This is a genomic window from Paenibacillus sp. TCA20, assembly GCF_000732325.1.
GTDB lineage: Bacteria > Bacillota > Bacilli > Paenibacillales > Paenibacillaceae > Paenibacillus > Paenibacillus urinalis.
Genome location: NZ_BBIW01000004.1, coordinates 93,573 through 109,850, shown reverse-complemented (window position 1 = coordinate 109,850; position 16,278 = coordinate 93,573). Strand labels below are relative to the sequence as shown.

The 16,278-nt window shown below is 48.4% G+C and carries 13 protein-coding genes; 6 read left to right on the top strand and 7 right to left on the bottom strand.

Annotated features, from left to right (window positions below; genetic code table 11):
- Positions 1 to 55 precede the first annotated feature (55 nt).
- From TCA2_RS09385 to TCA2_RS09360, 6 genes are all read right to left on the bottom strand, one after another.
- Entirely contained in the window at positions 56 to 1,708 is a 1,653-nt protein-coding gene (locus TCA2_RS09385; RefSeq protein ID WP_047911347.1) for an extracellular solute-binding protein, read from the bottom strand.
- Between the two features lie 15 nt (positions 1,709 to 1,723).
- Positions 1,724 to 4,060 carry a helix-turn-helix domain-containing protein gene (locus TCA2_RS09380; protein WP_047911346.1) on the bottom strand — a complete coding sequence of 779 codons (2,337 nt, stop codon included), beginning with the start codon at positions 4,058 to 4,060 and terminating at the stop codon, positions 1,724 to 1,726.
- A gap of 261 nt (positions 4,061 to 4,321) precedes the next feature.
- Positions 4,322 to 5,443 (bottom strand): glycoside hydrolase family 88 protein, encoded by a 1,122-nt coding sequence (locus TCA2_RS09375; protein ID WP_081872355.1) that lies wholly within the window; start codon positions 5,441 to 5,443, stop codon positions 4,322 to 4,324.
- 31 nt (positions 5,444 to 5,474) lie between these two features.
- Positions 5,475 to 6,356, bottom strand: coding sequence for a carbohydrate ABC transporter permease (locus TCA2_RS09370; RefSeq protein ID WP_047911344.1), 882 nt, complete (start codon positions 6,354 to 6,356; stop codon positions 5,475 to 5,477).
- Positions 6,357 to 6,367: 11 nt separating this feature from the next.
- Positions 6,368 to 7,291: a sugar ABC transporter permease gene (locus tag TCA2_RS09365; RefSeq protein WP_047911343.1), complete on the bottom strand. Its 924-nt coding sequence runs from the start codon at positions 7,289 to 7,291 to the stop codon at positions 6,368 to 6,370.
- Between the two features lie 49 nt (positions 7,292 to 7,340).
- Positions 7,341 to 8,969 (bottom strand): extracellular solute-binding protein, encoded by a 1,629-nt coding sequence (locus TCA2_RS09360; RefSeq protein ID WP_047911342.1) that lies wholly within the window; start codon positions 8,967 to 8,969, stop codon positions 7,341 to 7,343.
- 312 nt (positions 8,970 to 9,281) lie between these two features.
- Between TCA2_RS09360 and TCA2_RS09355 the strand changes: the two genes are divergently transcribed.
- Positions 9,282 to 10,838: an FAD-dependent oxidoreductase gene (locus tag TCA2_RS09355; protein ID WP_047911341.1), complete on the top strand. Its 1,557-nt coding sequence runs from the start codon at positions 9,282 to 9,284 to the stop codon at positions 10,836 to 10,838.
- Between the two features lie 253 nt (positions 10,839 to 11,091).
- Positions 11,092 to 12,315, top strand: a complete 1,224-nt coding sequence (locus TCA2_RS09350) for an FAD-binding oxidoreductase (protein WP_047911340.1) — start codon at positions 11,092 to 11,094, stop codon at positions 12,313 to 12,315.
- Between the two features lie 91 nt (positions 12,316 to 12,406).
- Here the strand turns inward: TCA2_RS09350 and TCA2_RS09345 are convergent, their stop codons facing one another.
- Positions 12,407 to 12,787, bottom strand: a complete 381-nt coding sequence (locus TCA2_RS09345) for a YrhK family protein (protein ID WP_052511859.1) — start codon at positions 12,785 to 12,787, stop codon at positions 12,407 to 12,409.
- A 204-nt stretch (positions 12,788 to 12,991) separates the two neighbouring features.
- On the opposite strand from TCA2_RS09345, the gene TCA2_RS09340 reads away from it, so the two are divergent.
- The 4 genes from TCA2_RS09340 to TCA2_RS09325 all read left to right on the top strand — a co-directional run bounded on the left by TCA2_RS09340 (position 12,992) and on the right by TCA2_RS09325 (position 16,235).
- Positions 12,992 to 13,318, top strand: a complete 327-nt coding sequence (locus tag TCA2_RS09340) for a PadR family transcriptional regulator (protein ID WP_047911339.1) — start codon at positions 12,992 to 12,994, stop codon at positions 13,316 to 13,318.
- Positions 13,315 to 13,962, top strand: a complete 648-nt coding sequence (locus TCA2_RS26120; RefSeq protein ID WP_052511855.1) for an HAAS domain-containing protein — start codon at positions 13,315 to 13,317, stop codon at positions 13,960 to 13,962. The genes TCA2_RS09340 and TCA2_RS26120 overlap by 4 nt, the downstream gene beginning before the upstream one ends.
- Positions 13,963 to 14,922, top strand: coding sequence for a DUF4097 family beta strand repeat-containing protein (locus tag TCA2_RS26115; RefSeq protein ID WP_052511853.1), 960 nt, complete (start codon positions 13,963 to 13,965; stop codon positions 14,920 to 14,922).
- A gap of 95 nt (positions 14,923 to 15,017) precedes the next feature.
- Positions 15,018 to 16,235 (top strand): FAD-binding oxidoreductase, encoded by a 1,218-nt coding sequence (locus TCA2_RS09325; RefSeq protein WP_047911338.1) that lies wholly within the window; start codon positions 15,018 to 15,020, stop codon positions 16,233 to 16,235.
- Positions 16,236 to 16,278: the final 43 nt, after the last annotated feature.

Here is a 16,278-nt window from a genome sequence, read left to right as displayed (position 1 = left end):
TTTAATCAACAAAGAAGCCTTAATTCGTCTAATAACGAACTAAGGCTGTGTTATGTTAAGGATGACGGGCACCGCTGTTGTAACGGTCAAGCGCTTGCTGCTGAATAGCAATGGCCTGCTCAATGTTCATAGATTTCAGCTGCTGTATATAGCTGTCAAACTCGGAGAGCGGCTCAATCCCCATAATTATCTTGAGAGACACTTCATCCACATGCTTGTCGACCTCCTGCATAATGGCAGACAGCTCAGCATTCTCCATCTCCGACTTCGGCAGTGCAGGCAGAAGGTGAAGCGAGGCATCCGTGTCCGCCCAGATCTGAATCGCCTCCTTCTGTTCAGGCAATGTGTAATACTGCTCCAAATAACGAATGTCCTGAACGAACGGGCCAAAATAGCTGGCACGGGTGTACATCGCGAGCGCCTGTGACGGAGAGAGCTTATCCTTATTGTTCAGGATGAGATCCGTATAAGTCGGATATCCATCGATCATCTCGTAGCTCAAGCCTTCCATTCCAAAGTTAAACAGCAGGTGTCCTTCTTCTCCATAGCCGTAATCCAGCATACGGATCGCTGCCTCCGCATTCTGAATACTGCCTGACAGTGCTACCCCGCCGCTGATGCCCACCTCAGGAGCCAGCTGTCCGAACTTGGGACGCATCCCTTCACTAAGGACGGGATAAGGTGCTGCGATGAGTTCTGCTGAAGGTCTCTCTTCCCTGATCTTCGGCAGCCATGTTCCAATACCCGCTCCTGCATTCCATATCGCTGCACCGCTCCTCTCCATCGTCATGTTCATATCCTGGGTTTCGGTATCGGTTGTTGCAAAATGCTGGTCAATGAGACCTTCCGCGTACCACGATCGAAACAAAGCAAGAAACTCCTTATATTCAGGCTCCATCGGACCGAATTTGACAGCTCCGTCCTCCATGTAGAAGCCTTTTCTTATTCCGTAGGCTCCTACGAAGCCCCCGCTCTCAATACCGGATAAAGGGTTTGAATTACCCAGGATCGTAAGCGGAGCAGGTACCCCTTTTTGCTCTTTGAAGGCGGTTAGTACGGTATGCCACTCCTCAATGGTCTCAGGGACAGGCAGCTTAAGCTCATCCAGCCAATCCTTCCTTATAATCGGACCCTGATAGGTGCGCAGCTTATCCTCTGCCTGAATGAACGGAAAGACGTAATAGCTTCCATCTGCCGTCTTGATTTGACGATCAATTTCTGGGTGTTCTTCGAGAAACTGTTTAAAATGGGGGGCATGCTCCTCGATAAGCTCATTTAGTGGAAGGATAATGCCGTCATGAATCGCCTTCTCCGGTCCTCCAGGATAATTCATCCATTCATACTCGATCATATCTGGCAAATGACCGGATGTGATCATCACATTAAACGCCTCTTTACCTTGATTGAGAGGCGGATTCATAAACGTAACATTCACACCTGTTCTCCGCTTCCATTCCTGAAAGAAAGGAATATCCTCCAGATTAGATTTGATACTTGCCGCGTTATTGCTGAGGCCTGCCCAATACGTTAGATGGGCCTCGTTATCCCGTACATCATCAGATTCCGTATGATGAAGTTCAGCCACACTCATTAGAGAAGATTCATTATTCTCCCCTGTACTCAGCATGCAGGCGGACAGCATGAGCATGGTTAGAACAGCCAGAGCAGCGATCCACCCTCGCTGATATCGTAGCAGCCGGCCTCCCATCCATGTGCCTCCTTTCTAATAGAGCTCTTTATATTTGCCAGGCGTAATCCCTTCATACTTTTTGAACACTCTGATAAATGTTGCAGCATCGTTATATCCTACATGCTTGGAGATTTCATTGATGGAATCCTGCTTGGCAGTCATCATCTGCTTGGCCTGCTCGATCCGATATTTGTGAATGCAGTCAAGCAGACCTTCTCCTGTATGCATTCTAAACAGCTTGGACAGATAGCTCCCCTTCAGCTCGAAATGCTCTCCAATCGAATTAACATTCAAATTCATATCCTGATAGTTCTCTTCGATGTAGCTCGTGACCTGTGCCGTCAAACGCACCAGGCTGTCTTCTCTCTCCTGCGTGATACCGAGTGTGCGCTTGGCTGCTGCATAAGAGCAAACCTCCTTTAACAAGGACTCCAGCGCCTCACGCATTTCCTGAATCGTATCACAATCAGTAATGTGTTCAATGAAGCGCGGATTTCGCTCCATGATGCTCCGATCGACCTCGTTAATCGCCTTCATCATGGTAGCCGCAAGGTTATACATCAGACACCGGGCAATGGTTAAGGACATGACCGGCTTGTTAAAGTTGCGATCTGTTATTTCTGTCATATAATCGGTTGCCTGCTCTACTTCTCCGGCCTTGATCAGATTGATCAGCTGCTGCTCGACCTGCAGCGGATAATAGTAGCCATATTGATCTTCCAGGGCTCCCTCTATTCGAATATCCTCATGCTGGATAATTCCACTCTTGCCCAGAACCATCTTATATTCCATCGCATCCACAGCCTCTTGATAGGCTGTAGCTATTCCAATCCATGAGCTGTGCTGCCCGCTGATCGATACGGTTAATTCCATCTCATATCGATAAAGGAACTGCTTCGCTTCTGATGCAATGGCATGAAGATCGGCCGCCGGCTCGCAAGAATCCGCTTTCAAATTTACGAGGCACACCATCATATCATCTACCTCGGCAACATACCCTACATGCTGATGCGTATGCACCAGCTCCTCTGCCACATTGGAAACGATCAGCTGGATGAGCTTTCTTCGTTCGTTGATATCAATACCCGGAAGCTTCTCATACAAGCTCTCTTCATTTTCCACGTCGAACAAAATGACAGCAAAATCCTGCGATTGCAGCGGCATGTGAAAGGAGCGAAAGGCATCCTCATACGGGACCAGTGTATCGGGCCTGCCCTTCAGCAGACGATTAATCAAGTTGGACCTGAGCACCTGTTCATGCTTGTGCAGCTGCATGGTGATTTCATCATGCTTCGTTCTTGTCTGCAGGACTGCCTCTTGGATAAAACGCAGCTCATTGCCCTCCTGGGGCTCCACCGTTCCAGTATGATCTGTCAGTGCACGCACCAGCTGCTGGATCGGCGAATAATTCCTTCTCATAAAAAACCAGGTAATGAGTATCGCACTGATGATGCTCACGGCGATGCTGATATATGTGAAGCTGCGGACATATTCGGCTTTTTCCCAATAGATCCGGCTTGGGATAATGAGCGCATATTTCAACTCCGATACGGCTGATGGAATATAAAATATTTCCGATTCTCCTGCTGCTGCTGCGGATAGCTCTACCCGTTGCCCCTTCAGGAATGGAGCAAGCTCCGGTGCATCCGGACGAGTGGACATAAGCACCTCGTTATTGTCATTCAGAATGAGCAGCAGCCCTTCATTAAAGCCGGCAATGCTCTCCAGCGGCTTCTGAAACCGGGTCATATCGGCCATAACGACCACGCTTCCGGTATCTCTCCCATTTAAGCCCTTAGGCAGATGTGTTATGTAGGCAATGGATGACGGTAGCTCCGTATTATTTAAATGGGGCAGTACCGTAAAGCGGCTTGGCCCTGGACGCTGAATTGTATCTTTCCAGTGCTCATAGGTGAGATTCCCTGTATCATGCAGCGTGCGAAACGCCGTTTCCATATCCCGCACATTCCCGGAACGGAGGACAGAATGATCGCTGTCCCGAACAATATAGAACTCGTCGATTGAGGCATAAGATGTCTTGTACAGCTTGAACTGCTGAACTAATTGATAGGAAGTATAGGAAGATTCCTCAGGAGAAATATTGGAGTACATCAGTGTCTGCAGGTTCGAATTCCAGGTCATCTCCATACTCAGTCGCTTCATCAGATCAACTTGGTTATCGATCGTATATCTGACTTGCTTCAGAAGCGAATCATTCGCCCGGTCAATCTCGCCCTTCAGTGTATCGCTTGCCTGAAAGTAGATGACAAGACTGATGATGATCGGTATAAAAAGGACTGCCGTGTAAGAAACAAGCCAGGTGACAATGATGCTCTCACGCTTTTGCCACAAATGTTGAATGTTCCTCAATAGTCCATCACCCTATTATTCGTTTTTTTGTGAAGTTCACTGACTGTGGATTACATTATAACGAAACAAGGGCAGGGACGGAATATACAATAAGTACAATACCATGAGCAAAACGTACAATCCGCAGCCAGATGATTAATAAAAATGAACGCAAAAAGCCCGAAGGACAGCAGTTATACTGTCATTCGGGACAGCCCGAAGGACAGCCGCTATACTGTCATTCGGGGATCTGCGCTATATTGAGCTGTATATCCAGCAATACTAGAATATCCGATGCTTCCAACCATTCAGCTTCGCGGTCGCCTCGACGAAGAAGTAATCTCCATATATGAGCGACACGTTGACATTCTCATCCGCAGGACGGTTTCCCGTCCCCTGCAGGAGCATTCCTTCATGGGCACTGTTGTCCCATGTTCCGTAAGACTGATACAGAGAACTGAGGATACGTTCAGCTGCTGCACGATATCCTCTCCCCTGGGTGTCTCCAAGATGTCCCGCCAGATCGATGAGACCCGAAGCTGCACAGGCCCCCGCGGAGCTGTCTCTCGGGATCCCCCCATCCTCTTCCTCTGCTCTAAAGTCCCAGTAAGGGACCCCATCCTCTGGCAGATGAGCGATGAAGAAATTAGCGACACGCTGTGCAGCGCGAAGATACGTCTCATCTCCTGTATGCGTATACGCATTCGTCATCCCGTACAGTGCCCACGCTGCTCCCCGACTCCAGGCCGACTCCGGAGCTGCCCCTTGACCGCCGATTGCATCTGCCCACTCTCCTGTCTCCGGGTTAAACCGGACGATGTGATAAGTAGAGCCGTCCTCCCGAATAAAGTGCCTCACGACCGTATCCGCATGAGCTCTGGCCACATGCATGAACCTTGGATCGCTGCTCTCCTTCGCAGCCCAGAACAACAAAGAGAGGTTCATTGTGGTATCGACGATCGACCATCCTGTCTTATCCGCTTTCCAGGCCCTGATAAAATCCCCCTTCAGATTGAACCTTCCTGCGAGGAAATTGGCCGCAAACAACCCCCTTCTTGCTCCATCCTTGTCGCCTGTAATCGTGTGCTTGATGACCGCTGTCGGCAGAAACTGAAAGCCCACATCATGATCATAACGGTTCTCCGTCAGGAACAGCTGCTCCATTCGTTCATCCCAGCTCCAGGCGGCATCCTTGTACCGCTGCTCACCCGTCATATCATGCATAATCCACAGAATACCCGGCCAGAATCCGGACGTCCACCAATCTAGTCTCGTATCATCGTAGATACCGTCACTCTTCGCCACATGAGGACACTTGCCAGCTATCTTGGGAAGCACCGCATCGACCTTTTTACCGATTTGTTCCCACACCGCCTGATTTGCGGCTGTTTGCACTTGTACCATGAACAATCCCTCCATCCGCTGAATTTGGATACTAGCCTTTAAGCGAACCTACCATGACGCCTTTAACGAAAAAGCGCTGCACAAACGGGTACACGCACAGAATCGGTACTGTTGCGACGATGATTGTGGCATATTTAATCGTTTCCCCAATCTGAAAACGGTCTCCGGCTGAGGCGCCAGTGGACATGCTGTCTGTGGAGTTGGCAATCAGAATCTCCCTCAGCACCAGCTGGAGCGGGAACAGCTCCCGGCTCTTAATGAACACCGATGCATAGAACCAGCCGTTCCATTTATCTACGGCATAATACAGAATCATAACGGCAATGACCGGCATGGACAGCGGAATGATAATACGGAATAAGATGGTAAAGTGGTTGGCACCATCAATTTTGGCCGATTCCTCAAGACTGTCCGGTATGCCCATAAATGCCGTACGCATAATGATTAAGTTAAACGTGCTGATGCTGAAAGGAATAATGGTAGACCAGAGCGAATCCAGCAGTCCGACGCCCTTGACCACAAGATAGAGAGGAATCAGCCCGCCGCTGAAAAACATCGTAAATACGATCAGGAACATGAACACCTTATTCCACATCACATTTTTGCGTGACAGCACGTACGCCCCCAGAGAAGTCATCAGTAAATTCACGGTGACCCCCACCACGACAATGAACAGCGTATTCCGAAACCCGAGTCCAATCCCCGGGTTAGCAAGCACGCTTCGATAAGCATCCAGATTAAAGCCTAGCGGCCGCCACAGAATTCCGTCATTCTGCAGCAGCTTCGCCGCATCGCTGAAGGAAGCGAATAGTACATACAGCAAGGGATACAGCGTCGCTGTAACCAGCAGCAGGAGGAATGTATAATTGATGAGATCAAAGATTCGGTCAAACCAGCCAGTTTCCTTTTTCATATCGCTTCACCTCACCATAGGCTGTTATTACTGACTCTTCGGCTAATGTAGTTGGCTGTCACCAGCAGAATCAAATTGATGACGGAGTTGAACAAGCCCACCGCTGAGCTGTAGCTCCATCCGAATTCCAGAAGTCCCTTCCGATAGACGAAGGAGGAGATGACATCAGCTGTCTCATAGGTCACCGGATTGTACAGCAGGATAATTTTTTCGAAGCCGACATTTAGAAGATTCCCCATCCGGAGTATGAGCATAATCGTGATCGTAGGCAGAATGCCGGGCAGAGTAATGTAGAACATCTGCTTCAAACGGTTCGCTCCGTCAATGCGTGCAGCTTCATACTGCTCTTGGTCAATGCTCGTAAGTGCCGCAATGTAGATGATGGATTCCCAGCCGATCCGCTGCCATATTTCGGACAGAATGTAGATCGGCCTGAACAGCTCGGGCTTCTGGAGCATCGCCTGCCCATCATAGCCAAGCCACATGAATAATCGATTGATCAGACCATCCGCATTTGTAAAATCCGTAATAATTCCGCAGATCACGACCAATGAAATAAAATAAGGCATATACGTAATTGTCTGGACGACCCGCTTGAACCGCCGCTGTCGAACCTCATTTATGAGCAGAGCCAGCAGTATCGGCATCGGGAACTCAAACAGCAGAGAGTATAGGCTGATCAGCAGCGTGTTCTTTAGAATCCGCCAAAAATAGTAGCTGTCAAAAAAATCAATGAAATGCTTCAGACCGACCCAATCGCTGCCGAGAATGCCTTTAATAGGGGTATAGTCTTTGAAAGCAATGACTGCACCGTACATCGGCGTGTAATGAAAAATGAGATAGTACGCGACGACCGGAAGCATCATGAGATAAAGGTATTTATTCAACATGAAATCCCGGATAAACCGGCTTTTGAAAGATCGGGAATGGTTCATGGGGCGGTTTAGTCACCTCATTCTTTTGAGAGTTTATTGATCCTTTTGGTTAACGGTTGTTATAACGCTCCAGTGCGGCCATTTGAATCTCGATCGCCCGATCCAGGTTCAGCTGCTTCATCTTCGCTACATAGCTCTCGAATTCATCTACAGGGTCGGTTCCGAGAATGATCTTGATCGTCATCTCGTCCACAAGCGTATTGATATCATTCATAATTGTGGCGTACTCGGAGCTCTCCTCCGGGTTTGGCGTAATCGGCGGCAGACTGTACTTCTCTGCATCTGTTTTACTCCAGATCTCTATCGCTTCACGCTGTGTCTCAAGCGCAAGATACTGCTCTATATAGCGTCTATCCTGGACAAAAGGTCCGTTGTAGCTGCTTCGCGCATACATGGAAATGGCTTGAGCAGGCGCCAGATTGTCCGGGTTCTTGAGCAGCAATTCCGTAAACTGCGGGTATCCGTCTTCCGTCAGATTGTAGCTGACGCCTTCCTTGCCGAAATTGAAGAACATATGACCCTCTTCACTGTACCCATAGTCGAGCATCTTCACAGCCAGCTCTGGATTCTCAGATGTTGAGGTAACAGCAACCGTTCCCTCCGAGGAATACGCCTGATTCCGCTGTCCAAACATCGGTACCTCTCCCTTGTTTAGGACGGGATAAGGGGCGGCAGCAAGCACAGCTTCCGGATCATTTGCTTCAACGAGCGGCTGCCACTTCCCAATGCCTCCGCCTGTATTACCGACCGTGGCTCCCGTCTCACCGGAGGCCATATTGCTGTCAATCGCTTTCAAATCTGTCGTAGCGACGTTCTTGTCGATCAATCCCTCTGTATACCAGCTGTTGAATAAGCGAAGGTACTCCTTGAATCCTGGCTCTGCCGGTCCAAATTTCACCTGTCCATCCACCTGATAGAAGCCTCGCGTGACACCAAATGCACCTAGAAATGCACCATTTCCTGAATCATTAAAGAATCTCGGTTTACTGACGACGGAGAATGGAGCAGCGGCACCCTTCTCTTCTTTGAAAGCACGCAGCGTCGTTGTCCATTCATCAATCGTCTCTGGAATAGGAAGGCCCAGCTCATCGAGCCAGTCTTTACGAATGATGGGCCCTTGGAATACACGCAGGTACTCGTCCTCTCTAATGAACGGAAAAGCATAATAACTGCCGCTGTCCGTCTTCACCATCTTGTCGATCTCCGGATGCTCCGAGAGGTACTTCTTCAAATTGGGTGCGTACTTGTCTATAAGCTCATTCAGCTCAATAATGTAACCGTCTTTGATCGCCTTCTCTGGCCCCCCCGGAAATCCGAGGAAATTATACTCAATCATGTCTGGCAGATCCCCGGAGGCAAGCATGACATTGAGTGCCTCTTGAGCCTGTCCGGATGGGGGAGCGGTATAGGACAGCGGAACTCCGGTTGCCTTTTGCCACTCCTGAAAAAAAGGAACTTCATCGTGTGTAGCCTTGACTCCTATGAGGTTCCCTGGAAGCTCGCCCCAATAGGATAGTGTCACGTCGGTTTCGATTGGATATGTCGTCTCTTCCGTGACCACCGGAGCTTCTTGATCTCCTTCATTGGGTTCCTCCGCACTTCCTCCATTTCCAGTACAGCCGATCAATAAGGATGACATCAGCGCCATCACAAGCGTAGAAACAAACCAACGTTTCATGTACCCAACCCCCACTTTGATTGAATTGAATTGCTGTATTGACAGGTTAAGGGATGGCCGCCAGAGCGCGATATGTGCAAATCATCAAATGGAGTGTTTATTTTGTTTAACTGAACTGACCATTTCGCAAATGCAATAGACAAAAACTCAAAAAGCGATGGAATGGCTCCTTCGAGAATACCTAGAGGTCACCTAAATTTGCTTCCAAGCGCAATGTTTCTGGCTAACGCGCGTTTCTATCAGGTGCCGGGTGGTAATAATTGAGAAATCGGAACATATTAGGCCCGTACTTGAATAGGAGGATTTGAATATATGAATGACATGAATCAGGAATTTACTGCAGCAGAGCTGCCGAAGAGCCGGGAATCGTTATGGCGTGGAACCGTCTCTCTGCCTTCATTTGAACGTTTGTCTGAGAACCTGAACACAGAAGTAACAGTTATTGGTGCCGGTATGACGGGGATTACTACCGCATATCTTCTCGCCAAGGAAGGCTATAAAGTTGTCCTTATTGAGGCAGGCTCAATCCTGGATGGAACGACAGGTCATACGACCGCGAAGATTACTTCCCAGCACAACCTGATTTATCACGAGCTCATTCAACATTTCGGCCATGAGCAGGCCCGACTGTATTATGAGGCCAATGAGGAAGCACTGCGTTTTATTCGAAGTGTCATTACCGAAAAAGAAATCGACTGTCAGCTGACGGAAGAGGACGCGTATGTCTATATTCAATCGGAGAATGATCTAAAGAAGCTGAAGGACGAATTCGATGCCTATCAGCAGCTGGCTATTCCCGGTGTGTGGCATGATAAGCTGCCGATTCCGGTACCGGCTGTAGCGGGGATCAGTGTGCCGAATCAGGCACAGTTCCATCCACTCTCTTATCTCAAGAAGCTGGTTGAAGAGCTGATCCACCTCGGCGTTAAGATCTATGAAAAAACGACGGCTGCTGACCTCAAAGAGGAGGATAACAAGGTGACCGTCATGCTGGAAAGAGGCGGCCATCACATTACAAGCGAGCATGTGGTCGTGGCAAGTCATTTTCCGTTCCATGATCCACGTATGTACTTTGCCCGTATGCATGCAGAGCGCTCCTACGCCATTGCTGTGGAGCCGGAAACGGAGTTTGAGGGCGGCATGTATGTAAGCTACGACAAGCCGGAGCGCTCTGTCCGCTCTGCACTGTACAATGGCAAGAAGCTCCTCGTTATTGGCGGAGAGAATCATAAGACGGGTCAGGGCATCAGCACACATCAGCATTTTGAAGAGCTCGTTCGGTTTGCCGGACAGCATTTTGGTGTGAAAAAGGTGCATTTCCGCTGGTCTGCACAGGACCTGGTCACCATCGACAAGATGCCGTTCATCGGACCGATTGGCGGAGCTTATGAGAGGGTGCTGGTCGCCACCGGCTTCCGCAAATGGGGGATGACAACGAGTACTGTTGCCGGCAGACTTCTGACGGATCTCATCGTCGGCCGCCACAATCCTTATACAGAATTGGTTGATCCCGGCCGGTTCAAGGCTGATCCTTCGATTAAGAACGCCGTAAAGGATAATCTGGATGTAGCCAAGCATCTCATCTCGGGCAAACTGGGTCTCGTTCACAAGAAGATTGAGGATATTCAGCCTGGTGAGGGTGCTGTTGTACGACATGAAGGCAAGCGCGCCGGAGCCTATAAGGATGAATCCGGTACGCTGCATCTTGTCGATACGACATGCACCCATCTGGGCTGTGAGGTGGAATGGAACTCGGGCGAATGCTCGTGGGACTGCCCTTGCCATGGCTCGCGGTTTGCTTATGACGGATCTGTGCTTGAGGGACCTGCAGTGGAGCCTTTACCTAAGCTTGATGCACATCAGGCTTAGCGGCTTGTTCAAAATTTGAATTGTCTTGTTTCTAATAAGCGAAATCATGGTAGATAGATAGCATGAACTTAAGAAAAAACAACTTAAGGTCATAATATCAATAGATAGCATGAACTTAAGAAAAACAACTTAAGGTCATAATATCGATAGATAGCATGAACTTAAGAAAAACAACTTAAGTTCATAATATCGATAGATAGCATGAACTTAAGAATTGATTTCATTTTCAGCTTATTATTAGGAGGCATTTCATATGGATTTACAAACTGGCAAACTCTATTGGCCTGCTACAGTGAGCAGTCCTCCCATCTATCCTCCGCTCACTGAAGATATTCAGTGCGATGCGCTCATTATCGGCGGGGGCAGTTCAGGCGCCCAGAGTGCGTATCAGCTTGCGAGACAAGGCCTTCATGTCGTCGTGGTTGATAAACGAACGATTGGAGGCGGAAGCTCAAGCACCAATACGGCACTCATTCAGTATGCCGGTGACAAGATGCTTACAGAGCTGGCAGCGGATTTTGGTGAAGCGAAGGCTTCTGCTCATTTGAAGCTCTGCAGACAAGCCATTGACGACATCGAGCAAGCCTGCAGTCAGCTGCCGGATGCAGCTGATTTCGTTCGCAGAGACAGCCTGTATTACGCCTCATCGGAAGCTGATGTACCTGCACTTAAGCAGGAGCATGCTCTACTGAAGAAGCACGGATTCGATGTGGACTTATGGGACGAGTACCAGATTGCAGCGAAATACCCGTTCCGTAAATCCGGCGCTCTGTACTACAAAAACGATGCGGAGATGAATCCGCTAAAATATATTTACGGCTTGTTTGAAGAAGTCAGAGGGATGGGCGGCAGTGTGTACGGAGGAACCGAAATTACCGGCAAGAAGTTCGGTACTGATGAGGCCGTCTTCTATACCAAGAGCGGACATCAGATTCGTACGAAGTATGTTATTATGGCTGCCGGTTATGAGCAGATGGAGCTGACGCCGAACGCCAATGCCACAATTACCAGCTCATACGTGGTCATTACGAAGCCTGTTGCCGATCTGAGCAGCTGGTACAAGCGAACGCTTCTATGGGAGACGGCTCGTCCTTACATGTATATGAGAACAACACCGGATGATCGAATTATTGTCGGCGGCATGGATCAGGAGACCCATCGCTCCGTGAGCAGGGATGCGCATATTGAGTCCGGACGAGATCAATTGATGAAGAATCTGTCCGAGATGTTTCCAGAAATTAAGACCGAACCGGATTACGTGCTCGGTGCCTTCTTTGCCGGTACGCTTGACGGTCTTCCGATGATTGGCCGAAGTGATGAGTACCCGAACTGCTTCCATATCATGGCTTATGGGGACAATGGGACGGTATACAATATGACCCTGTCCCGCATTGTCACCGACATGATAACGAAGGGCAGCAGTCCTCACCTCGACTTGTATCTGCGCTCGAAGCCGCCGCGTAAGCAAGCCCAGTAGTAATCAAACAAATGTGAATAGACCGCCTGCAGCTGCTGCAGGCGGTCTTTCATTTGTCCACATATGATTATTTCCGACTTCGATGGAAGTTTTAGTGCATGATGTGGTTCTGCTCCTGATCCCTATTTTCATCAATGTAGTCCCACTTTTTAAGTTTAAGCATATATGACATTCGAATTAATGCCCGGACCAGCATTTGAATACTTCCCAGTATAAATAGACAGGTACCGATCAGCTTGACTTCCGGATAGAACAAGCAGAAGCTGCCGGCAAGAAACAAGAGTGATGTGGCAATTTCGCTAACCATATGCGCGATTTCATAACGATTGCGAATCTGAAGTCTCTTTCTGGATCGGGGTGATCTTCTACGATAGAAATGCAGACCGATCCTTCTTTTCTTAGAATGCTTCTTCTGGGAATGTTCCTGTTTATGTGAGCTGGGCTCCTTCGCCTCTTGATGGTTGTGGTTCATGTACGATCTCCTCTCCTTCTCTGCTTACCTTACCCGTAGGGGAGAGTTTCAAACGGATGAGCCGCTTCATAAATTTCACTACCTTGCATTATTCAGTACTGAGTGTTAATATTTACCTGTTCACTACTATATAATAAACAGTACTAATCTAAATTTAGTAATTATATTTAAAATGATGGCCACGGAAAGGAGACTCGAATCTGGTTGAATGTGAATATCCAATTTAAAAAAGGCGCATTAGAGCTGTGCGTTCTTGTGCTGATCCACCGTAAAGACCGTTATGGATATGAGCTGGCTCAAGCCGTATCCAGGCATATTGAGATTGCCGAAGGCGCCTTGTATCCCCTGCTTCGCCGATTAGTCGCAGATGGGTACTGTACCACCTATCTGCGTGAATCTAACGAGGGGCCTCCGCGTAAGTATTACAGTTTAACGGATTCTGGACTTGCCTATATGCTGAATTTGGAGCTTGAATGGAATGTATTTGTGTCCAGTGTTACCAATCTACTGAAGGAAGGATATAGCGAATGAACAGACGTATGTTTATGACGGCTCTGGAACGCGAGCTTAGGCTGCTTGACGAAGGTGAACGGATGGAGCTGTTAAGTGATTACGAGCAGCATTTTGAAATGGGCTTAGCTGAGGGCAAGACGGAAGAAGATATTTCTAGAGAGCTGGGTCATCCAAGAGAGCTGGCGCTGGAAGCCCTCGGTGATCGGTATGCTCCCCCAGCACAGGAGGCCGCTTCACCTGGGTTCACTTACAATAACGCCTATGGTGCATCTAACAATGCCGGTGTGCCATTCACAGCCAGTATGCCATATGTGACAGAATCGAGATCAAGCCACCGCGCTTTCCGCAGCTTATTCTCTGCCATCGGCATGTTCTTTCTGAATCTCATCTTTGCCCTGCCGATCTTTGCAACCGTATGGTCCGTGTGGCTGGCTGTTGCCTTAACATCAGCCGCTGGTATCCTTGCTCCATTCCTTGCCCTGGCCGACTTTATGTTCCAGGAGCAGCGTGTGATCTGGGCAGAAGCGTCCGTTAGTATCACCATGCTTGGAATAGGTATCCTGCTCAGCATTTTCTCGCTGTGGGCCGCCAAGAAGCTCGGAATGCTCACACGGAGTTATGTTAGCTGGAATGTCAAAGTGGTGAAAGGAAGGGACCAATAAATGAAGAACTGGTTGAGATTTGGCATAGCCTGTATTGCTGTCGGCGTTGTCGGCATGTCCATATTCGGTTTTGAATTTGGAGATGAACGGATTGCATACGAGAAAGAGCTCGCATTTCCGGAAGCAGGCATCCATTCCCTTGTAATGAGGACCGATAGCAGTACGAATATTAAGTTTGTACCGACTGAGGAGGATCAAATTACCGTATTGTTCACAGGCAAATGGCATCAGGATGCCATAGATCGAATTGAACAGACCGCGCCAGAGGGCAGCACACTTACAATGGATACGACAGCGGAGGATTCTTTTCAATTTCTGTCCTTTAATCTGGATTTCGCAGACAATCATATCGAGGTTCGGATGCCCTCAGACAAAATGCTAGATGAGCTTATTGTTGACAATATATCAAGCAGTAACGAAATTAGCGGAGTCAAGGCACAGCATGTTTCTATTTCATCAACCTCAGGCGATTTCGAGCTCGAAGATGTTCAAGCCAGTCAACTGGCCGTGAGTCTCTCTTCAGGCAATCTGGATATGAAGAATGTCATTGCCAAGGAAAGTGCAAGCTTTGAGATGATCTCTGGAGATATTGAGCTTGAGGACCTCACTTCAAGTCAAATTGCAGTAAAGCTCCAGTCCGGTAGTATAGAGGCGGCGGCAATACAGGGTCAGGTGGAGGTTAAGTCCACTTCCGGGGATATCGAAATTGACGATCTGCACGGAGACGCCAGCATTGAAGTACAGTCCGGGAATGTGGAAGTCAGTCAATCGGTGATCGGAAACTTAGATATCCGAGCCGTATCCGGCGATGTCGAGGTTATAGCAGCACCTGATTTTGCCGGATTCTATGATGTTCAGGCCATATCTGGAAGCATCCATGCTCCTGATTCACCAAGAACCGGAACAGAGCTCATTAAAGTGCGCACCACTTCCGGAAATATTCAAATCGAACAGCCGTAAGCTTCAATTATCTTGCATTGAGGTTCGCCAAAAAATCCATACTATATGAATCCATTTCATGAATCCATTCATGATAGCAAAGGGAGAGATTAGGTATGGATTTGCAAAGCGGTAAATTATACTGGCCTACAACTGTTGTTCAGCCTCCTTCCTATTCCAGGCTGGAAGAGGATATATCCTGTGATGTACTCATTATCGGCGCCGGCAGCTCAGGCGCACAGTGTGCCAATATTCTGGCTGGACATGATCTATCTGTGGTCGTGGTTGATAAAAGAAAAGCAGGTGCAGGCAGCACCAGCACCAATACAGCATTAATACAGTACGCAGGCGAGAAGAGCTTCGTATCACTGAGCAACTCCTTCGGTGAAGAGGTGGCGGCACGTCATCTCAAGCTGTGTGAGGCATCCATTAACGATATTGAGCGGGTGTGCGCTCAGCTGCCATTCGATTCAGAGTTTATAAGACGAGACAGTCTGTATTATGCCAGCTGCAAGGAGGATGTTCCTGCCTTAGCCGAAGAGCACGCCCTCCTTCAAAAACACGGGTTTCAAGTTGATCTGTGGAATGAGAAGCAGATATCTGGACTTTACCCTTTTCAAAAAGACGCTGCACTCTATTATTATAACGACGCCGAAATGAACCCTTTAAAGTTTGTTTACGGGCTTCTGGAGAAGGTCAAATCTCAGGGAGGGCGCATCTATGAGGAGACAGAAATTGTAGGTAAGCGTTTTGAACAGGATTATGCTCTCTTCTATACCAAGGAACGCCGCGAAATTCGTGCAAGACATGTCATTATCGCTGCCGGATACGAGGATAAGGATTTCAAGACAGAGAAGAATGCTGTTCTTACGAGCTCCTATGCCGTCATTACCCAGCCAATTGACGATTTCACCAGCTGGTATAAGCGTACCTTGATCTGGGAAACCGCGCGGCCCTATGTATATATGCGTACAACTGCGGACAACCGGATTATTATCGGAGGTATGGATAAAGACACGACCTATGCGGCAACAAGGGATTCCAAAATCATGGCAAGCAAGGACAAGCTGATTCAGGAATTCAACAAGCTGTTCCCTGACATGAATGTGGAACCAGAATATTTTCTCGGAGCGTTCTACGGAGGCACGCATGATGGGCTGCCCATCATCGGTCAATACGAAGGCTACCCTCACAGCTATGTCATTATGGCCTATGGAGATAACGGGACCGTATACAATGGAGTCTTAGCCAAAATTGTCTCCGACCACATCGTTACAGGATCAAGCCCTGACCTCGATATCTATCTGCAGAACAGACCGTTAGTCACCTACTAAGTCAGTGCTTGTCCAGTCCAATATATCATTAGTCAACATCAAA